The organism is Variovorax sp. TBS-050B (genome assembly GCF_029893635.1).
Classification (GTDB): domain Bacteria; phylum Pseudomonadota; class Gammaproteobacteria; order Burkholderiales; family Burkholderiaceae_C; genus Variovorax.
Genome location: NZ_JARXYR010000002.1, coordinates 4,044,313 through 4,062,186 on the forward strand (window position 1 = coordinate 4,044,313; position 17,874 = coordinate 4,062,186).

Here is a 17,874-nt window from a genome sequence, read left to right on the forward strand (position 1 = left end):
CGGCTCTCACCGCCATGCGCGCCGCCAGAGAGCCAGCCCTCCGCCCGACCGGATCCGGGACGCCCGGCCTCGCCCGGCGCACCGTCGTGGCCGCGGCCGTGGTCGCCGCCCCGGCGCTTTGGCTCGGCGCCCGCGCACAGGCGCCCTCCCCGCGCATCGCCACGCCATCGCAGACCGAAGGCCCGTTCTACCCCGTGCGCCTGCCGCAGGACACCGACCATGACCTGCTGCGAAACGGCAGCCTGCACTACGGCCAGGGCCAGCCGGCCTGGGTCGAGGGCAGCGTGACCGACCTCGCCGGCCGGCCGCTGCGCGGCGCGCAGGTCGAGATCTGGCAGTGCGACCACAACGGCCACTACCACCACCCCGGCGACGGCGGGCGCGCCGATGCGGCCTTCCAGGGCTTCGGCCGCGTCGCGGTCGGCGACGACGGCCGCTACCGCTTCCGCACCATCCGCCCGGTGCCCTACACGGGCCGCACGCCGCACATCCACGTCAAGGTGAAGCTCGGCTCGCGCGAACTGCTGACCACCCAGCTCTACGTGGCAGGCGATCCGGGGAACGCACGCGACTACCTCTGGCGCAACCTCGCGCCCGCGGCACGCGAGGCGCTCACCGTGCCCTTCGAACGCGGCGCCGACGGGCTGCAGGTGCGGTTCCCGATCGTGGTCGAGGCCTGAGCGCCGCTTCCCTTCGGCTCACGGTGCGCCCGATGACGGCCGCCGCGGCGCGGTGAACGCCAGCACGGCGGCCAGGAAGCGCGCGCGCTCGGCACCCGGCTGCAGGTGCGCATAGTGCGAGGCGCCGCGCAGTTCGACGGCGGTCACCGAGGCCGCGCTCGTGAGGTGTTCGCGCAGCGTCGCCACGTCGACGGGCCGCGACCAGAAGTCGCGCTCCGAGCGCAGGATCAGCACGTGGGCGCGGATGAACGAGGCGTCGAAGAGCTGGCGCCCGTTGACCAGCTTGAGCGTGTCGGCCGTCGGCCCCGAGGGGAAGCGGAAGCTCGGCGGCTGGCGCGCGCCCGCGCTCGCATCGCCTTCCATCGACAGCTGGACATAGCGCGCGAGGAAGGCGGCATCCACGCCCTCGCTGCGCCAGCGGCCCACGAGGTTGTCGGCCGTGGCGAGGCGGTAGGCGCCGTGCCGCGCCCGGTCGAGTTCGGCGGGCCGCTGCGGATCGCCGAACTCCGCCTGCAGCGCCCAGCCGCCGGCCGGCCCGCCGTAGGCCGCGTTGTAGTAGACGAGGTGCGACAGCTTCTCGGGATGAAGCGACGCATAGTGGCCGAGCCACTGAGAGCCCGTCGCCCAGCCGATGGCGGCGAGCCGCGCCTCGCCCGGATGGCGGCGCCGGATCTCGTCCACCACGGCCGCGATGTCGCGCACGGCCTCGTTCGAGCGCACGGCCACCGGACCGGCGAGCGCCTCGGGCGCATCTCGCATCTCGCGCGGGAATGCGGAACGGCCGAAGCCGCGCACGTCCATCAGGTAGACCCGGTGCCCGGCCTTGGCGATCTCCTCGGCCGCCGAACTGCCGGGCGCATCGACGTCCCAGCTCGCGAGCACGCCCGAGCGCCCGCCATGGACCATGAGCATCGGGCCGCGGTCCGCCGGCGCGGCGGTGTCGCGCAGCTCGCGCACGAAGATCGAGAGGCCGTCCTCGCTGCGCACGCTGAAGTCCTTGCGCACCACTTCCGCCGCCGCGGGCAGCGCGAGCAGAAGGCCTACGCAGGCGGCCGTCCATTTCATCTGCAGGTTCATTCGCTTTGGTCCATCTGTTGGATGGCATCGAGCGTAGGCGCCGGTTGTGATGCAATCAATGTCATCGATCGGCATCGATCAATGCAAGGACGTGCATCGATGGAATTCACTCAACTGCGTCATTTCCTCGCCGTGGCCGAGACCCTGCACTACGGACGCGCCGCCGAGCAGCTCGGCGTCGCCCAGCCGCACCTGAGCCGTGCGATCGCGCGCCTGGAGAACGAACTCGGCGTGCGCCTGTTCGCGCGCACCAGCCGCAAGGTGCAGCTCACCGCGGCCGGCGAGGCCTTTCGCGCCGAGGCGCTCGAGCTGTTGCGGGGCCGGGAGCGCGCCGGCGCACTGGCCCGCGCCGCGGCGGCAGAGGACAGCCGGTCGCTCCGCATCGGCTTCGTCTCGGCCGCGCTCTACCACCTGCTGCCCGCCCTGCTGCGCGAACTGCGTGCGGCGCACCAGCACTTGCAGCCGCAGCTCGCGGAGCTCTCCACCGAGGAGCAGTTCGACCGGCTCGCGCGCGGCGAACTCGATCTCGGCCTCGGCCATCCGCCGGTCGCGGGCCGCGGCCGCATCGAGAGCGAGCTGCTGTTCGAGGACCGCTTCGACGCGCTGCTGCCCGCGGACCATGCGCTCGCGCGCAAGCGCAGCGTCTCGTTCGCGCAGCTCGCGGCGCATCCCTTCGTGCTGTTCCCCGAGGCGCAGGGGCCCGCGCTCCACGCCGCCATCCGCGACCAATGCCGCATCGCGGGCCATGCGCTGGTGGTCGCGCAGACCGCGAGCCGGCTGCACAGCCAATGCTCGCTGGTGGCGGCGGGCCTGGGCGTGGGCCTGGCCCCGCTGCAGTCGCGCGGGCTGCGGGTGGAAGGCACGGTGCGCGTGCCGATCAGGCCGCACCCCGAGGCGCTGCGGCTGCCGCTCGCGGTGTTCCGCGATGGGCGCAGGCGCTCGGGGCTGGTGGAGGACGCCGTTCAGCGCCTGCGGCGGCTCGCGAAGCGGCGGGTATGAGGGCCGGTCACTCCCACTCGATCGTCGCCGGCGGCTTGCTCGACACGTCGTAGGTCACGCGGTTGATGCCGCGCACCTCGTTGATGATGCGCCCCGACACCTTCTTGAGCAGCGCATACGGCAGCTCGGCCCAGTCGGCGGTCATGAAGTCACTGGTCTGCACGGCGCGCAGCGCGACCACGTAGTCGTAGGTGCGGCCGTCGCCCATCACGCCCACGCTCTTGACGGGCAGGAACACGGTGAAGGCCTGGCTCGTGAGGTCGTACCAGCTCTTGCCGGTGGCGGGGTCGGTGAAGTTGCGCAGTTCCTCGATGAAGATCGCGTCGGCGCGGCGCAGCAGGTCGGCGTATTCCTTCTTGACCTCGCCGAGGATGCGCACGCCCAGGCCCGGGCCGGGGAACGGGTGGCGGTACACCATCTCGGGCGGCAGGCCGAGCGCCACGCCGAGCTCGCGCACCTCGTCCTTGAACAGGTCGCGCAGCGGCTCGAGCAGCTTGAGGCCGAGCTGCTCGGGCAGGCCGCCGACGTTGTGGTGGCTCTTGATGGTGACGGCCTTCTTGCTCTTGGCGCCGCCCGATTCGATGACGTCGGGATAGATGGTGCCCTGCGCGAGGAAGGTGGCGCCCTTGTGGCCGCCGCCGCCCGCCTTGAGCTTCGCGGCCTCCTGCTTGAACACGGTGACGAACTCGCCGCCGATGATCTTGCGCTTGGCTTCGGGGTCGCTCACGCCGGCGAGCTTGCCGAGGAACAGATCGCTGGCGTCGACGCGGATCACCTTGGCGTGCAGCTTGCCCTCGAACATCTCCATCACCATGTCGCCCTCGTTCAGGCGCAGCAGGCCGTGGTCGACGAACACGCAGGTCAGCTGGTCGCCGATGGCGCGGTGGATCAGCGCGGCGGCCACGCTGGAATCAACGCCGCCCGAGAGGCCGAGGATCACTTCCTCGTCGCCGACCTGCTCGCGGATCTTCTCGACGGCTTCGGCGATGTGGTCGCGCATGATCCAGTCGGGCCTGGCGCCGCAGATGCCGAGCACGAAGCGCTCGAGGATCGCCTTGCCCTGCACGGTGTGCGTGACCTCGGGATGGAACTGCAGCGCGTAGTAGCGGCGCGCCTCGTCGGCCATGCCGGCGATCGGGCAGCTCTCGGTCGAGGCCATGAGCTTGAAGCCCGGCGGCAGCGTGGTGACCTTGTCGCCATGGCTCATCCAGACGTTGAGCATGCCGTGGCCTTCGGGCGTGGTGAAGTCGGCGATGTCCTTGAGCAGCGCGGTGTGGCCGTGGGCGCGCACGGCCGCGAAGCCGAACTCGCGCTTGTGGCCGCCCTCGACCTTGCCGCCGAGCTGGTGCGCCATGGTCTGCATGCCGTAGCAGATGCCGAGCACCGGCACGCCGAGGTCGAACACGGCCTGCGGTGCCTTGTCGGTGGTCTCCTCGTAGACGCTGGCATGGCTGCCCGAGAGGATCACGCCCTTCAGATGGCCGTCGGCCGCGTATTCGCGCACCCATTCGTCGCTGACGTCGCAGGGATGCACTTCGCTGAGCACGTGGGCCTCGCGCACGCGGCGCGCGATGAGCTGGGTGACCTGCGAGCCGAAATCGAGGATGAGGATCTTGTCGTGTTGCATGGTGTCAGAAGTCGAGGCAAGGGATGCCGCAGTTCTTCGCGGCGGTGACCAGGGCACGGTCGAGCGATGCGAGCTGGCCGTTGAGGCGGAGCGCCAGCTCCAGGTAGCTCGCGTCGTAGAAGCTCAGGCCATGGGCCTGGGCCAGCCGCAGGGTCTGCGAACGGTAGTGGAGATTGGGGACCGGCTCGAACTCGATCGGGCAGGCGTCGAGCAAGGCCAGGCCGGCGTCGAACTCGTCCTGCGACATGCGACGGCGCCTGAAGGCCGTGAGCAGGATGTTGCTCGTTTCCCAGAGCCCACAGCGACGGCGCGCGGAACTGGCCCGACGAGGTCGCGACGTCGGCGTAGATCTGCTCGGAGACGGCCGAGCGCTCTTCCGGAATGAACCAGGGCGCGGCGGCCGAGGCGTCGATGACGATCGGCTTCATGGCCTAGCGCCGCCCTTCATCACGGTACGTCTTCCAGTCGCCGGGCTTGTAGTCGGGGTCGGGCTTCACCCGCGCCTGGAAGGCGCGCAGCTGTTCGAGCGCTTCCTGCCGCAGGCGCTCGCGTTCGCTGCCGGAGGGCAGCGCATCGGCCTCTCGCACGATGCGTGCGATCTTCTTGCCATGCCGCGTGATGACCACTTCTTCGCCCGCCTCCACCGCCTGGAGCAGGGCCGAGAAGCGATCCTTCGCCTGGTGAACGGGGATGGTCTGCATGGTCTGGCCAGAAAACAAAAACAGGCCAAATTATACAAATTTGGCCTGAATCTTCAAACTAGCCAGAATCACTCGGCCCGGTAGTTCGGCGCTTCCTTGGTGATCTGCACGTCGTGCACGTGGCTCTCGCGGATGCCGGCCGTGGTGATCTCGACGAACTCGGCCTTGTTCTTCATCTCTTCGATGGTGGCGCAGCCGCAGTAGCCCATGCTCGCGCGCAGGCCGCCGGCCATCTGGTAGACGATGGAGACCATCGAGCCCTTGTAGGGCACGCGGCCTTCGATGCCTTCGGGCACCAGCTTGTCGGCATTGGGATTGCCGGTGGTCGATTCCTGGAAGTAGCGGTCGGCGCTGCCCTGCTGCATGGCACCGATCGAGCCCATGCCGCGGTAGCTCTTGTAGCTGCGGCCCTGGAACAGCACGATCTCGCCCGGCGCTTCTTCGGTGCCGGCGAACATGCCGCCCATCATCACGGTGCTCGCGCCCGCGGCGATGGCCTTGGCGATGTCGCCCGAGTAGCGGATGCCGCCGTCGGCGATCAGCGGCACGCCCGTGCCCTGCAGCGCGGTGGCCACGCTGTCGACCGCCATGATCTGCGGCACGCCCACGCCGGCCACGATGCGGGTGGTGCAGATCGAGCCGGGGCCGATGCCGACCTTGACCGCGTCGGCGCCCGCATCGGCGAGCGCGCGCGCCGCGTCGCCGGTGGCGATGTTGCCGCCGATCACGTCGACCTGCGGATAGTTCTGCTTGACCCAGCGCACGCGGTCGATCACGCCCTTGCTGTGGCCGTGGGCGGTGTCGACCACGATCGCATCGACGCCGGCCTTCACGAGCGCCTCGACGCGCTCCTCGGTGCCCTCGCCCACGCCCACCGCCGCGCCCACGCGCAGGCGGCCCGAGGGGTCGCGCGCGGCGTTGGGGAAGCTGGTCTGCTTGGTGATGTCCTTGACGGTGATCAGGCCCTTGAGCACGAAGGCATCGTCGATGACGAGCAGGCGTTCGAGCTTGTACTTGTTGAGCAGCGCCTTGGCCTCGGCGGGCGTGGCGCCCTCCTTCACGGTCACGAGCTTCTCGCGCGGCGTCATGATCTCGCTGACCGGCACGTCGTAGCGGGTCTCGAAGCGCAGGTCGCGGCTGGTGACGATGCCCACCACCTTGCCGCCGTCGACCACCGGGAAGCCCGAGACGCCGAGCTCCTCGGACAGCTGCATGACCTGCAGCACGGTGTGCGTGGGGGTGATGACCACCGGATCGCGCAGCACGCCCGACTCGTAGCGCTTGACCCGGGCCACTTCGGCGGCCTGCTGCTGCGCGGTGAGGTTCTTGTGCACGATCCCGATGCCGCCCTCCTGCGCGATGGCGATCGCGAGGCGGGCTTCGGTCACGGTGTCCATCGCCGCGGAGACGAGCGGCAGGTTCAGCGTGATGTTGCGGGAGAGTTTGGTCGCGAGGGAGGTGTCCTTGGGCAGGACCTGGGAGAACGCTGGCACCAACAACACATCGTCGAAGGTGAGCGCTTTGCCGAGAAGGCGCATGGGTGAAGCTCCAAAAGAAGGATTGTAACGACGCCGGGTACTTACCCGCAGCGCGCAGGGCTTCGGCGGGCCACAGACGCGGTCCGCAGGCGCGTGAACGTCGCCAATTCCCCACTCGGCGTCATCGGAGCCTCCGCCCTCGGTGTTGCAAAACGTAAGGGCAGCTAAACTCGGCCGCTATGAAATTCGCGCATTGGCTCGTACTGGGATGGGTTTGCCTGCTGCCGCTGACGGCGAGCGCCCAGTGGCAGTGGATCGACAAGAACGGCAAGAAGGTCTTCAGCGACCAGGCGCCGCCGCCCGACGTGCCCGAGAAGAACATCCTGCGCCGCGCCGGCATGCCGCCCTCGCGCGGCGCCACGGTGACGGCGCCGGCCGACAGCGAAGCGGCACCCGAGGCGGCCGCCGCCGCGCCCAAGCCGCGCGAAGCCGCTGCACCGAAGGCCGCTGGCGTCGACAAGGAACTCGAGGAAAAGGCCAAGAAGGCGCAGGCCGAGGAAAAAGCCAAGCAGGCCGCCGAGGCCGAGAAGAACGCCAAGGCCCGTGCCGAGAACTGCGACCGCGCGCGGCAGGCCAAGGCCACTTTCGACAGCGGCATCCGCGTCGCGCGGGTGAACGCCAGCGGCGAGCGCGAGATCCTCGACGACAGCGCACGCGCGGCGGAACAGAAGCGCCTTCAGTCGATCATCCAGAGCGACTGCAAGTAGCGCGAGCGCCGCGGGCCGCTCCTCAGTAGCCCGCCTTGCCGCCCTTGCGCCGGTTCGCGAACAGCCCGGTGCCGCGGGCGCCCTGCCGCTGGAAGCGCTCGCGGCGCGCCACCTTCGGATCGACGGCCAGCGGCCGGCAGAGTTCGACGCGGTCGCCGTCCTTGAGCGGCTGCTCCCATGCGGCCTCCCGGCCCCAGACGCCCGGCGTCATCGCATGGCGCCAGTCCAGCTGTGGGAAACGCGCGGCGAGTTCGCTCGCATGCACCGCATCGGCCACCGTGGCACCGGGCGCAAGCTGCAGGACCTGCTCGAACACCTCGCGCGGCGCGGTCGAGCAGCTCAGCGTGACCTCGATCATCGTCCTCAGGTCGCGCCGTAGACCTGTTCCGCGCGCTTGACGAAGGCCTCGACCAGGCTCGATGCGACGGTGTCGAACACTGGTCCCACGAGCGCCTGCAGCGCGAAGTTGCTGAAGCCGTAGCTCATGTGCAGCTCGACGCGGCAGGCACGCTCGCCGGGCTCGCCCACGGGCGTGAACTTCCAGATGCCGTCGAGGTTCGAGAAGGGGCCGTCCACGAGCTTGAGCTGCACCTCGCGCCCCGGCAGGTGCGTGTTGCGGGTCGTGAAGCTCTGGTGCAGGCCGGCGAAGGCCAGGCCCACCTCGGCCGTCATGCCGGCCTCGTCCTCCTCGATGACGCGGGCCTTGTCGCACCAGGGCAGGAACTGCGGATACTTCTCCACGTCGGTGACCAGCGCATACATCTCTTCGGCGCTGTACCAGATGAGGACGGACTTGTTGACTGTTTTCATAGAATCGGGACAGCGTGCGCGACGGATTGTATTGAAGCCATGCGTCCCCATATCTCCGAGCCATGGCCACCAAGAAACAAGATACCTCCTCCCGCATCGCCGACAACAAGAAGGCCGCGTACAACTACTTCTTCGAAGAACGCTTCGAGGCGGGCATCGTGCTCGAAGGCTGGGAAGTCAAGTCGCTGCGCGAAGGCAAGGTCCAGCTGACCGACGGCTACGTGGTGATCCGCGACGGCGAGCTGTTCGTCGTGGGCCTGCAGATCAATCCGCTCAAGAGTGCCTCGACCCACGTCAACCCTGACTCGATCCGCACCAAGAAGTTGCTGCTGCACAAGGAAGAAATCCGGCGCCTCGTCGGCAAGGTCGAACAAAAGGGCTACACGCTGGTGCCGCTCAACCTGCACTGGAAGGCGGGCAAGGTGAAATGCGAGATCGCGCTGGCCAAGGGCAAGGCCGAGCACGACAAGCGCGACACCATCAAGGACCGCGAAGGCAAGCGCGAGGTGGAGCGCGCGATGAAGAGCCGCAACCGCTGATTTTTTCGGCGGCCATGGAATAAACCGCCCTCGGCGGGCGTTTGTGCGGTGTCATCGGACTTGGCCGATGGCCGAACCTTTCCCATGGACACCCGCCTGCTCGCCGACCACATCCCCAGCCTGCGCCGCTATGCGCGCGCGCTCACGGGCAACGCCTGGGCGGCCGACGACCTGGTGCAGGACACGCTCGAACGCGCCTGCAGCAAATGGCGGCTGTGGGTGGTGGGCAGCGACCTGCGCGCCTGGCTGTTCACCGTCATGCACAACATCTTCGCCAGCCAGGTGCGGCGCGCGCCGGCACCGCACAGCGTGGTGTCGCTCGACGACACTGACCACGCGCTGCACGGCGGCATCGACCCGGGGCGCGAGCCCGGTGCCGCGCTCGACCTCCAGCGCTGCCTGATGCGCTTGCCCGAGGAGCAGCGCGCCGTGCTGCTGCTCGTGACGCTCGAGGACCTGTCCTATGCCGAAGTGGCGAAGGTGCTCGGCGTCCCGGCCGGCACCGTGATGTCGCGCCTCTCGCGTGCGCGCGTCCGGCTGCAGGAGCTGCTCGACGGCGCCGCCGCCCCGCAGCGCCCGGGCCTGCGCCGCCTCAAGTGAAGAACCACCGCCCTGTCCCATGAACCGCACCGCACCGCCTCCCACCGACGACGAACTGCATGCGCTGGTCGACGGCCGGCTCGCGCCCGCGCGCCGCACGGCGGTCGAGCAGGCGCTCGCGCGCGACCCGGCCCTCGCGGCGCGCGTGGCCGCCTGGCAGGGCCAGCGCGACGCGCTGCGACGGCTGCATGGCGAACTGCTCGCCGAGCCGCCGCCCGCCTCGCTCACCGACACCCTGGCGCGCCGCCGGCCGCGCCACGCGTGGCGCGACCGCTGGACGCGCTGGGGTGGCCTCGCGGCCGGCGTGCTCGTCGCCTTCGCGGCAGGCTGGCTCGGCAATGCCCGCTGGACCGCGCTGCACCCTTCCGATGGCCGGCTCGCGCGGGCGCCCGCGCTGCGTGAGTTCGTGCGAGACGCCTCGGTCGCGCACGCCGTGTACGCGCCTGAGAAGCGGCATCCGGTCGAGGTCGCTGCGAACGAGCAGCAGCACCTGGTGCAATGGCTCTCGAAGCGGCTCGACCGGCCGCTCAAGGTGCCCGACCTGGGGCCGATGGGGTACGCGCTGGTGGGCGGCCGGCTGCTGCCCGGCGAGACCGGCGCGCGCGCGCAGTTCATGTTCGAGAACGGCGCCGGGGAGCGCGTCACGTTCTACGTGGGCACCCTCGAAGGATCCGCCGCGGCGCGCGAGACCGCCTTCCGCTTCACCGCGGACGGTCCGGTGCCCAGCTTCTACTGGATCGACCACGGCTTCGGCTATGCGCTCGCGGGCAGGCTGCCACGCGAGGTTCTGCTGAAACTCGCGACCCTCGCCTACCGGGATTTGTCTTGACCCCGGCATACACTGCCGGCGTCGCCCGAAGCAACTTCCATCTTTGCTTGGACGATTTTTCAACTGAAGGAGAAACTGCATGAAATTGCTCAGCGCCTCGATCCTCGCGGCCGCACTGCTTGCCGGCTGCGGCAGCATGTCCAACAAGACCGCCAGCGCACCCGACACCCCGACGCGCACCGCCGACGGCGTGCTGGTCGGGCCGAACGGGATGACGCTCTACACCTTCGCGCGCGACACCGCCGGCGCGGGCACTTCCGCATGCAACGGCCAATGCGCCACCAACTGGCCGCCGCTGCCGGTGGCCGACACCGCCCGGCCGATGGGCGGCTACACCATCATCGTGCGCGAAGACGGCAAGCGCCAGTGGGCCTACAAGGGCTGGCCGCTCTACTACTGGTCGAAGGATGCCAAGCCGGGCGACAAGACCGGCGACGGCGTGCTGAACGGCGCCTGGAAGGTGGCCCGTCCCTGATCGCCTGATCCGCTGACCGCTCCGAAGGCCCCGGCAAGCTGCCGGGGCTTTTTTTCGTGCGTCTGCGGCCGGTCGGTCAGTGGGCGCCCGGCAGCACCTCGTCGGGCGCGGGCGTGCGGCGTGCCCGCAGCGCCAGCAGCTCGTTGAACACCAGCGCGCCGATCACCAGCGCCCCGCCCGTCAGCACGCTCAGGGCCGGCTGCTCGCCCGCGCCGATCCAGGCCAGCGCGATGCCGAAGATCACCTCGAGCAGCGCCAGCAGCGCGACCTCGGGCGCCTTGAGCACCCGCGCGCACAGCACCGAGAGCACGCAGGGAATCGCCAGCTGGAACACGCCGAGGAAGGCCAGCAGGCCGAGATCGCGCGTGCTCGCCTGGAACGGCAGCGACAGCGGCAGCGTGACCAGCGTGCTGAGCACGGCACCGATCAGCACCGCGGGCACCAGGTCGACCTCGTTGCCCTGGGCGTGGGCATGCTGCACCACGGTCCAGTTGGTCGCGCCCGCGATCGGCACGCACAGCGCCACCAGCGTGCCGAGCAGCCAGTCGCCGCCCGCGCCGCCCGCGAGCCGCGAGCCGTACATCCAGGCGATGCCGAGCCCGGCCACCAGGATCGCGATCCAGGTGCGTGCGGGCAGCCGGTGGCCGATGAAGAAGCGCGCTGCGAGCGCGGTGAACAGCGGCCCGAGCGACAGCGTGACCAGCACGCTCGCCGTCGATGCCAGCGTGAGCGCCACCATGAAGGCCGTGAACATCACGGTCCAGCAGGCGCCGGAGATCCAGAGCGCACGGCCGCCGTGGCGGATCTGCGCGAACACGGCCGGACCGCGCCAGACCGGCAGGATCACCAGCAGCGCGAGCATCGTGAAGAAGCTGCGCCAGAAAGTGACCTCGAAGCTGTGGGCCTGCGTCAGATGCCGCGTGACCACGCCCGCCGTCCCCCACATCAGGGTGACGGCGACCATCAGCCACACGGCGGCGCCGTGCGTCAGGCGCATCGCAGGCCCGCCACGATCAGGCGGCCGTTTCGCGGCTCGCCCGCTTGCGCTCGTGCTCCTTCAGGAAGCGCTTGCGCAGGCGCACGCTCTTGGGCGTGATCTCGACCAGCTCGTCGTCCTCGATGAATTCCACGCCGTATTCGAGCGTGAGTTCGATCGGCGGCGTGATCTTGATCGCGTCTTCCTTGCCCGAGACGCGGAAGTTCGTCAGCTGCTTGGTGCGCGTGGCGTTCACCACCAGGTCGTTGTCGCGGCTGTGGATGCCGACGATCATGCCTTCGTACACCGGATCGTTGGCCTTCACGAACATGCGGCCGCGGTCGTCGAGCTTGCCGAGCGCATAGGTGAAGATTTCGCCGTCGTCCATCGAGATCAGCACGCCGTTCTTGCGGCCGCCGATGTCGCCCTTGTGCGGCTCGTAGCTGTCGAAGATGTTGCTGATGAGGCCCGAGCCGCGCGTCAGGTTCAGGAATTCGTTGGTGAAGCCGATCAGGCCCCGCGCCGGAATGCGGTATTCGAGGCGCACGCGGCCGCGGCCGTCCGGTTCCATGTTGACGAGCTCGCCCTTGCGCTCGCCGAGCGCCTGCATCACGCCGCCCTGGTGGGCTTCCTCGATGTCGGCCGTGACGAGCTCGATCGGCTCGTGCTTCTCGCCGTCGATGGTGCGGAACACCACGCGCGGCTTCGACACTGCCATCTCATAGCCTTCGCGGCGCATGTTCTCCAGCAGGATGGTCAGGTGCAGTTCGCCGCGACCCATCACTTCGAACACGCCTTCCTCGTCGGTCTCGTTCACGCGCAGCGCCACGTTGTGCTGCAGTTCCTTCTGCAGCCGGTCCCAGATCTGGCGGCTGGTGACGAACTTGCCTTCGCGGCCGGCCAGCGGGCTGGTGTTGACGCAGAAGTTCATCGTCAGCGTGGGCTCGTCGACCTTGAGCATCGGCAGCGGCGCCGGGTTGGCCGGATCGGTCACGGTCACGCCGATGCCGATGTCGGCGATGCCGTTGATCAGCACGATCTCGCCCGGGCCGGCTTCGGTGGCCTGCACGCGGTCCAGGCCCTGGAAGGTCAGCACCTGGTTGACGCGACCCTTCACGGACTTGCCGTCCGGGCCTTCCATCACCAGCACGTCCATCATGGGCTTGAGCGTGCCCTGGCTGATGCGGCCCACGCCGATGCGGCCCACGAAGGTGGAGAAGTCGAGCGCCGAGATCTGCAGCTGCAGCGGCGCATCGGGATCGCCCTTCTGCGACGGCACGTGCTTCAGGATGGTGTCGAACAGCGCCGACATGTCGGGGCCCCACTGCTCGCCGGGCGCGCCCTCTTCCATCGAGGACCAGCCGTTGATGCCCGAGGCGTACACCACGGGAAAGTCGAGCTGCTCGTCGGTGGCGCCGAGCTTGTCGAACAGGTCGAAGGCGGCATTCACCACCTTGTCGGGATTGGCGCCCGGCTTGTCGACCTTGTTCACCACCACGATCGGCTTCAGGCCCAGGGCCAGCGCCTTCTTGGTCACGAAGCGCGTCTGCGGCATCGGGCCTTCCTGCGCGTCGATCAGCAGCAGCACGCCGTCGACCATGCTCAGCGCACGCTCCACTTCGCCGCCGAAGTCCGCGTGGCCGGGGGTGTCGACGATGTTGATGTGCGTGCCCTTCCAGCTCACGGCGCAGTTCTTCGCCAGGATCGTGATGCCGCGTTCCTTTTCGATCGCGTTGTTGTCCATCACGGTGTCGACCACCTTCTCGTGTTCGGCGAAGGTGCCCGACTGGCGCAGCAACTGGTCCACCATCGTGGTCTTGCCATGGTCCACGTGGGCAATGATGGCGATATTGCGGATTTGCTTGTTGGTACTCATGGTGTCGCTTCGGTCTGTTGTGCGTTCAAAAGAATTTGCTGGATTTCGATGGGGTTCAGCAAGCGCCCCGGGATCAGTTCGTTGGCCGTGACATGGGCCGTGCCCAGGAAGGCCGGCGGCGCGGTGCCGAACACCGCCACCTGCGCGGCGTCGGCCCAGTCGCCGCGGCGGCGCAGCCCCGAAAGAAAGCGTGCCGCATCTTCCGTGCCGAGCGTGACGCGGCTGTGGCCGTCCACCAGCGACTCGGCCGGCAGCAGCCGGGCCAGGCGTTCGTCCTCGTCCATGGCTTCGAGCGCCTCGAGCGTGACGCACTGCGCCTCCACGAAGCCGCCGGTGGCGGTGCGGCGCAGCGCGCGCAGATGCGCACCGCAGCCGAGCGCCTCGCCGATGTCCTCGCCGAGCGTGCGGATGTAGGTGCCCTTGCTCACGGTGGCGACGATGCGCACTTCGGCATCGCCGGTGCGTTCGAGCCGCAGCGCGTGGATCACCACGTCGCGCGGCGCGCGTTCGACCTCCACGCCTTCGCGCGCGTATTCGTACAGCGCCTTGCCGTCCTTCTTGAGCGCGCTGTGCATCGGCGGCACCTGCCGGATCGGGCCGGTGAACCGTGCCTCGACGCGTGCCAGGTCGTCGGCCGTGACCTGCACCGGACGCTCGGCGATCACCTCGCCCTCGGCGTCACCGGTGGCGGTGCGCACACCCAGGCGGGCCGTGGCCTCGTAGGTCTTGTCGGCGTCGAGGTGCAGCTGGCTGAACTTGGTGGCCGCGCCGAAGCACAGCGGCAGCACGCCGGTGGCGAGCGGGTCGAGCGTGCCGGTGTGGCCCGCCTTCTCGGCGCGCAGCAGCCACTTGGCCTTCTGCAACGCCTGGTTGCTGGAAAGTCCGAGCGGTTTGTCGAGCAGCAACACCCCATGCACAGGGCGCCGCTGCACCCGTGTGCGTGGCGCGTTCATCGTCAGTCGTCTTTCGAACGCGAAGCGACGGCCTGCGCGATGAGCGCATTCATGTCGGCCGCACGCTCGGTGGTGCGGTCGAACAGGAAGTGCAGCGTGGGCACGGTGTGGATGTGCAGGCGCTTGAACAGCCCGTTGCGCAGGAAGCCCGCGGCCTGGTTGAGCGCCTCGGTGGTCTCGGCCACGTCGCCGGTGAGCAGGCTGAAGAACACCTTCGCATGCGCATAGTCGGGCGTGACCTCGACCGCCTGGATCGTGACCATGCCCACGCGCGGATCCTTCAACTCGCGCGCGATCAGCTCCGTCAGATCACGCTGGATCTGATCGGCGACCTTGAAGGCGCGGTTGGGGGCGGCGGCTTTTCTCTTGGGCATGTGAGGAATGCGGGAGCGGAAACGGGTTCAGAACGCAGAGGCCGCGAAAGTTGCGCAGAGATCGCGAAAGGAAGGCAAAAGAACTTTTTCTTCTTCCGCGACTTCTGCGAAATCTTTGCGACTTCTGCGTTCGGCTGCCCGTATCACAGCGTCCGTGCAATCTCCTTGATTTCGAAGAACTCGAGCTGGTCGCCCTCTTTGATGTCGTTGTAGTTCTTGAGCTTGATACCGCACTCGAAGCCTTCGCGGACTTCGCGAACGTCGTCCTTCATGCGCTTCAGCGAGTCGATCTCGCCCGTGTAGATCACCACGTTGTCGCGCAGCAGGCGGAAATGCGCGCTGCGGTTGACCGAACCCGAGGTGATGTACGAACCCGCGACCGTGCCGATCTTCGAGGCCACGAACACCGTGCGGATCTCGGCCGAGCCGATGACTTCCTCGCGGCGCTCCGGTGCCAGCATGCCCGACATCGCGACCTTGATCTCGTCGACGGCGTCGTAAATGATGCTGTAGTAGTTCAGCTGCACGCCGTTGCCTTCGGCCAGCTTGCGCGCACCGGCGTCGGCGCGCACGTTGAAGCCGATCACGATGGCCTTCGAGGCGATCGCGAGGTTGATGTCGCTTTCGCTGATGCCGCCCACGCCGGCGTACACGATCTGCACCTTGACCTCGTCCGTCGCCAGCTTGAGCAGCGACTGGGCCAGCGCTTCCTGCGAGCCCTGCACGTCGGCCTTGATGATGATGCGCAGCGTCTGCACTTCGCCGGCCGAGAGGTCGGTGAACATGTTCTGCAGGTTCGCAGCCTGCTGCTTGGCCAGCTTGGTGTTGCGGAACTTGCCTGCACGGTAGGTCGCGATTTCGCGCGCCCGGCGCTCGTCGCCCATCACCATGAACTCGTCGCCTGCCTGCGGCACTTCGGTCAGGCCCTGGATCTCGACCGGGATCGAGGGACCGGCGGCCTTGGTCGGCTTGCCGTCTTCGTCGAGCATGGCGCGCACCCGGCCGTAGGTCGAGCCTGCCAGCACCACGTCGCCGGTCTTGAGCGTGCCGGACTGAACCAGCACGGTCGCGACCGGGCCGCGGCCCTTGTCGAGCTGGGCTTCGATCACCAGACCCTTGGCGGCGGCATCCACCGGCGCCTTGAGTTCGAGCACTTCGGCCTGCAGCAGCACCTGTTCGAGCAGGTCGTCGATACCCTGGCCGGTCTTGGCCGACACCGGCACGAACGGCACGTCGCCGCCGTACTCCTCGGGCACCACTTCTTCGGCCACCAGCTCCTGCTTCACGCGGTCGGGGCTGGCATCGGGCTTGTCGATCTTGTTGATCGCGACCACGATCGGCACACCCGCCGCCTTCGCGTGCTTGATGGCTTCCTTGGTCTGCGGCATGACGCCGTCGTCGGCCGCCACCACCAGGATGACGATGTCGGTGGCCTGCGCACCGCGGGCACGCATGGCCGTGAAGGCCTCGTGACCCGGGGTGTCGAGGAAGGACACCATGCCGCGTTCGGTTTCGACGTGGTAGGCGCCGATGTGCTGCGTGATGCCGCCGGCTTCGCCCGCGGCGACCTTGGCGCGGCGGATGTAGTCGAGCAGCGAGGTCTTGCCGTGGTCGACGTGACCCATGACGGTCACGACCGGTGCACGCGGCAGCGCCTCGGCGGTCTGCGCCGACACGTCCTCGTCGGTGAAGGCTTCGGGATCGTCCAGCGCGGCAACCACCGCGTTGTGGCCCATTTCCTCCACCAGGATCATCGCGGTGTCCTGGTCGAGCGACTGGTTGATGGTCGCCATCTGGCCCAGCTTCATGAGCTGCTTGATGACTTCCTGCGCCTTGACGGCCATCTTGTGGGCGAGCTCGGCCACCGTGATGGTCTCGGGCACGTGTACTTCGAGCACGCGCGCCTCGACCGGTGCGGCCTGGACGTGCTGCTCCTCGTGGCCGCCGCGGTCGTTGCCGCGCCGGCCGCGCGGGCCGCCGCGCCAGTTGCCGCGGCCGACGCCGCCGCTGGCATCGCCGCGGGTCTTGATTTCCTTCTTCTTGGCGGCCGGGTCGCCCGCCCAGCTCGACGAGAGCTTGGCCGACTTGACTTCCTTGCCGCCGGCGCCGCCCGCGGGCGCCGCGGCGCCCGGTGCGGCCGGCGCACCGGCACGCGCAGCGGGCGCGGCCGGCTTGTGCAGCGTGCCCTTGACCGCGGCCTTCTCGGGCTGCGGCTTCTCGGGCGCCTTGTGCGGCACCAGCACGCGGGCCGGTGCGTTCATCATGGCGCGGATGGCCTCGGCTTCGGCCAGGGCCTTGCGGCGGCGCTCGTCCAGATCGCGGGCGCGCGCAGCCTCTTCGTCGGCGCGGGCCTTGGATTCGGCGGCGGCCTTGGCCTTGGCGTCTTCCTTGGCCTGGTTCGCGGCGGCCTGGGCGGCGAGCTTGCTGTCGGCAGCCTGCTGCTCGGCAGCGGCTGCGGCCGCATCGGCGGCAGGCGCGGCGGCCGGCTTGGCCGCCGCTTCCTTCGCGGGTGCGGCGGCTGCCGCGGCAGCGGCCTTCTTCTCGGCGGCGATACGCGCGGCTTCCTGCTCGGCCTGTTCGGCGCGCTCGGCCTTCTCGGCCTGTTCGCGGGCGCGGGCCTCGGCTTCCTCGCGCTGGCGGCGCTTCTCGGCGAGTTCCTCTTCCTGGCGGCGGATCAGCTCGGCCTGGCGGCGCGCTTCTTCCTCGCGGCGGGCGAGTTCGGCCTCGTCGATGCGCGGCGCGGCGGGTGCCGCGGCGGGCGCCTCGGCAGCCGGCGGCGCTTCGGGCGCGGCCAGGTGGCCGTCGTCGCGCTGGATGAAGGTGCGCTTCTTGCGCACCTCGACCTGGATGGTGCGGGCGCGGCCGGTGGCGTCGGCCTGCTTGATCTCGCTGGTCGACTTCTTGGTCAGCGTGATCTTCTTGCGCTCGGGCTCGGCGGTGCCGTGGCTGGCCTTGAGGAAGCCGAGCAGGCGCTGCTTGTCGGCCTCGGTGAGCGCATCGGTGGCGGCCGCCTTGGGCACGCCTGCGCTCTTGAGCTGGTCAAGCAGGGTTTCGGGAGTCTTCTTGAGCTCGTGCGCGAACTCGGCGACAGTGGTACTGGACATATTGGTTTC

Annotated in this window: 19 protein-coding genes; 7 read left to right on the forward strand and 12 right to left on the reverse strand. The window is 69.1% G+C overall.

Translation table 11 applies throughout. The features are described 5' to 3' along the window. Window positions 1–14: 14 nt before the first annotated feature. Window positions 15–680 carry a protocatechuate 3,4-dioxygenase gene (locus tag M2165_RS21690; RefSeq protein ID WP_280816649.1) on the forward strand — a complete coding sequence of 222 codons (666 nt, stop codon included), beginning with the start codon at window positions 15–17 and terminating at the stop codon, window positions 678–680. An 18-nt stretch (window positions 681–698) separates the two neighbouring features. Here M2165_RS21690 and M2165_RS21695 read toward each other — a convergent pair whose 3' ends face one another. Continuing rightward, window positions 699–1,757, reverse strand: a complete 1,059-nt coding sequence (locus tag M2165_RS21695; protein WP_280816650.1) for an alpha/beta hydrolase — start codon at window positions 1,755–1,757, stop codon at window positions 699–701. 99 nt (window positions 1,758–1,856) lie between these two features. On the opposite strand from M2165_RS21695, the gene M2165_RS21700 reads away from it, so the two are divergent. Beyond that, window positions 1,857–2,756 (forward strand): LysR family transcriptional regulator, encoded by a 900-nt coding sequence (locus M2165_RS21700; protein ID WP_280816651.1) that lies wholly within the window; start codon window positions 1,857–1,859, stop codon window positions 2,754–2,756. Window positions 2,757–2,763: 7 nt separating this feature from the next. Here M2165_RS21700 and guaA read toward each other — a convergent pair whose 3' ends face one another. The 4 genes from guaA to guaB all read right to left on the reverse strand — a co-directional run bounded on the left by guaA (window position 2,764) and on the right by guaB (window position 6,622). Next, the gene (guaA, locus tag M2165_RS21705; RefSeq protein WP_280816652.1) at window positions 2,764–4,383 is read right to left on the reverse strand and encodes a glutamine-hydrolyzing GMP synthase; all 1,620 of its coding nucleotides are present in this window, start codon (window positions 4,381–4,383) and stop codon (window positions 2,764–2,766) included. A gap of 4 nt (window positions 4,384–4,387) precedes the next feature. After that, a complete protein-coding gene (locus M2165_RS21710) occupies window positions 4,388–4,630 on the reverse strand; it encodes a type II toxin-antitoxin system VapC family toxin (protein ID WP_280816653.1) in 243 nt (80 codons plus the stop codon). Window positions 4,631–4,814: 184 nt separating this feature from the next. Continuing rightward, the gene (locus M2165_RS21715; RefSeq protein WP_280816654.1) at window positions 4,815–5,084 is read right to left on the reverse strand and encodes a type II toxin-antitoxin system prevent-host-death family antitoxin; all 270 of its coding nucleotides are present in this window, start codon (window positions 5,082–5,084) and stop codon (window positions 4,815–4,817) included. Window positions 5,085–5,152: 68 nt separating this feature from the next. After that, window positions 5,153–6,622, reverse strand: a complete 1,470-nt coding sequence (gene guaB, locus M2165_RS21720; RefSeq protein ID WP_280816655.1) for an IMP dehydrogenase — start codon at window positions 6,620–6,622, stop codon at window positions 5,153–5,155. A 179-nt stretch (window positions 6,623–6,801) separates the two neighbouring features. Between guaB and M2165_RS21725 the strand changes: the two genes are divergently transcribed. Next, window positions 6,802–7,329: a DUF4124 domain-containing protein gene (locus M2165_RS21725; RefSeq protein WP_280816656.1), complete on the forward strand. Its 528-nt coding sequence runs from the start codon at window positions 6,802–6,804 to the stop codon at window positions 7,327–7,329. 22 nt (window positions 7,330–7,351) lie between these two features. On the opposite strand, the gene M2165_RS21730 is transcribed toward M2165_RS21725, so the two are convergent. Both M2165_RS21730 and M2165_RS21735 read right to left on the reverse strand, forming a co-directional pair. Next, window positions 7,352–7,687 (reverse strand): RnfH family protein, encoded by a 336-nt coding sequence (locus M2165_RS21730; RefSeq protein ID WP_280816657.1) that lies wholly within the window; start codon window positions 7,685–7,687, stop codon window positions 7,352–7,354. A 5-nt stretch (window positions 7,688–7,692) separates the two neighbouring features. Then, a complete protein-coding gene (locus tag M2165_RS21735) occupies window positions 7,693–8,139 on the reverse strand; it encodes a type II toxin-antitoxin system RatA family toxin (protein WP_280816658.1) in 447 nt (148 codons plus the stop codon). 62 nt (window positions 8,140–8,201) lie between these two features. Here M2165_RS21735 and smpB point away from each other — a divergent pair, with 62 nt between their 5' ends. The 4 genes from smpB to M2165_RS21755 all read left to right on the forward strand — a co-directional run bounded on the left by smpB (window position 8,202) and on the right by M2165_RS21755 (window position 10,582). After that, window positions 8,202–8,678: an SsrA-binding protein SmpB gene (smpB, locus tag M2165_RS21740; RefSeq protein ID WP_280816659.1), complete on the forward strand. Its 477-nt coding sequence runs from the start codon at window positions 8,202–8,204 to the stop codon at window positions 8,676–8,678. 84 nt (window positions 8,679–8,762) lie between these two features. Continuing rightward, entirely contained in the window at window positions 8,763–9,278 is a 516-nt protein-coding gene (locus M2165_RS21745; protein WP_280816660.1) for a sigma-70 family RNA polymerase sigma factor, read from the forward strand. A 19-nt stretch (window positions 9,279–9,297) separates the two neighbouring features. Beyond that, the gene (locus M2165_RS21750; protein WP_280816661.1) at window positions 9,298–10,107 is read left to right on the forward strand and encodes an anti-sigma factor; all 810 of its coding nucleotides are present in this window, start codon (window positions 9,298–9,300) and stop codon (window positions 10,105–10,107) included. A 79-nt stretch (window positions 10,108–10,186) separates the two neighbouring features. Further along, complete coding sequence (locus M2165_RS21755; RefSeq protein WP_280816662.1) at window positions 10,187–10,582, forward strand: ATP-binding protein; 396 nt, start codon at window positions 10,187–10,189, stop codon at window positions 10,580–10,582. 76 nt (window positions 10,583–10,658) lie between these two features. On the opposite strand, the gene M2165_RS21760 is transcribed toward M2165_RS21755, so the two are convergent. The 5 genes from M2165_RS21760 to infB all read right to left on the reverse strand — a co-directional run bounded on the left by M2165_RS21760 (window position 10,659) and on the right by infB (window position 17,865). After that, a complete protein-coding gene (locus tag M2165_RS21760) occupies window positions 10,659–11,579 on the reverse strand; it encodes a DMT family transporter (protein WP_280816663.1) in 921 nt (306 codons plus the stop codon). Between the two features lie 16 nt (window positions 11,580–11,595). Continuing rightward, a complete protein-coding gene (typA, locus tag M2165_RS21765; protein WP_280816664.1) occupies window positions 11,596–13,434 on the reverse strand; it encodes a translational GTPase TypA in 1,839 nt (612 codons plus the stop codon). Then, entirely contained in the window at window positions 13,431–14,387 is a 957-nt protein-coding gene (gene truB, locus M2165_RS21770) for a tRNA pseudouridine(55) synthase TruB (protein ID WP_280816665.1), read from the reverse strand. Before truB ends, typA begins: the two co-directional genes overlap by 4 nt. Before the next feature lie 2 nt (window positions 14,388–14,389). Continuing rightward, the gene (gene rbfA / locus M2165_RS21775) at window positions 14,390–14,761 is read right to left on the reverse strand and encodes a 30S ribosome-binding factor RbfA (RefSeq protein WP_070060772.1); all 372 of its coding nucleotides are present in this window, start codon (window positions 14,759–14,761) and stop codon (window positions 14,390–14,392) included. A 143-nt stretch (window positions 14,762–14,904) separates the two neighbouring features. Next, window positions 14,905–17,865, reverse strand: coding sequence for a translation initiation factor IF-2 (infB, locus tag M2165_RS21780; RefSeq protein ID WP_280816666.1), 2,961 nt, complete (start codon window positions 17,863–17,865; stop codon window positions 14,905–14,907). Between the last annotated feature and the right edge of the window lie 9 nt (window positions 17,866–17,874).

Excerpts from the sequence above, each read along its gene's own strand:
- M2165_RS21730 (WP_280816657.1), bottom strand. The coding sequence starts at position 7,687 with ATGATCGAGGTCACGCTGAGCTGCTCGACCGCGCCGCGCGAGGTGTTC.
- M2165_RS21760 (WP_280816663.1), bottom strand. The coding sequence starts at position 11,579 with ATGCGCCTGACGCACGGCGCCGCCGTGTGGCTGATGGTCGCCGTCACC.
- rbfA (WP_070060772.1), bottom strand. The coding sequence starts at position 14,761 with ATGCCCAAGAGAAAAGCCGCCGCCCCCAACCGCGCCTTCAAGGTCGCC.
- infB (WP_280816666.1), bottom strand. The coding sequence starts at position 17,865 with ATGTCCAGTACCACTGTCGCCGAGTTCGCGCACGAGCTCAAGAAGACT.
- M2165_RS21700 (WP_280816651.1), top strand. The coding sequence starts at position 1,857 with ATGGAATTCACTCAACTGCGTCATTTCCTCGCCGTGGCCGAGACCCTG.
- M2165_RS21725 (WP_280816656.1), top strand. The coding sequence starts at position 6,802 with ATGAAATTCGCGCATTGGCTCGTACTGGGATGGGTTTGCCTGCTGCCG.
- M2165_RS21715 (WP_280816654.1), bottom strand. The coding sequence starts at position 5,084 with ATGCAGACCATCCCCGTTCACCAGGCGAAGGATCGCTTCTCGGCCCTG.
- M2165_RS21735 (WP_280816658.1), bottom strand. The coding sequence starts at position 8,139 with ATGAAAACAGTCAACAAGTCCGTCCTCATCTGGTACAGCGCCGAAGAG.
- guaB (WP_280816655.1), bottom strand. The coding sequence starts at position 6,622 with ATGCGCCTTCTCGGCAAAGCGCTCACCTTCGACGATGTGTTGTTGGTG.
- smpB (WP_280816659.1), top strand. The coding sequence starts at position 8,202 with ATGGCCACCAAGAAACAAGATACCTCCTCCCGCATCGCCGACAACAAG.
- M2165_RS21710 (WP_280816653.1), bottom strand. The coding sequence starts at position 4,630 with ATGTCGCAGGACGAGTTCGACGCCGGCCTGGCCTTGCTCGACGCCTGC.
- M2165_RS21690 (WP_280816649.1), top strand. The coding sequence starts at position 15 with ATGCGCGCCGCCAGAGAGCCAGCCCTCCGCCCGACCGGATCCGGGACG.
- typA (WP_280816664.1), bottom strand. The coding sequence starts at position 13,434 with ATGAGTACCAACAAGCAAATCCGCAATATCGCCATCATTGCCCACGTG.
- M2165_RS21755 (WP_280816662.1), top strand. The coding sequence starts at position 10,187 with ATGAAATTGCTCAGCGCCTCGATCCTCGCGGCCGCACTGCTTGCCGGC.
- guaA (WP_280816652.1), bottom strand. The coding sequence starts at position 4,383 with ATGCAACACGACAAGATCCTCATCCTCGATTTCGGCTCGCAGGTCACC.
- M2165_RS21750 (WP_280816661.1), top strand. The coding sequence starts at position 9,298 with ATGAACCGCACCGCACCGCCTCCCACCGACGACGAACTGCATGCGCTG.
- truB (WP_280816665.1), bottom strand. The coding sequence starts at position 14,387 with ATGAACGCGCCACGCACACGGGTGCAGCGGCGCCCTGTGCATGGGGTG.
- M2165_RS21745 (WP_280816660.1), top strand. The coding sequence starts at position 8,763 with ATGGACACCCGCCTGCTCGCCGACCACATCCCCAGCCTGCGCCGCTAT.
- M2165_RS21695 (WP_280816650.1), bottom strand. The coding sequence starts at position 1,757 with ATGAACCTGCAGATGAAATGGACGGCCGCCTGCGTAGGCCTTCTGCTC.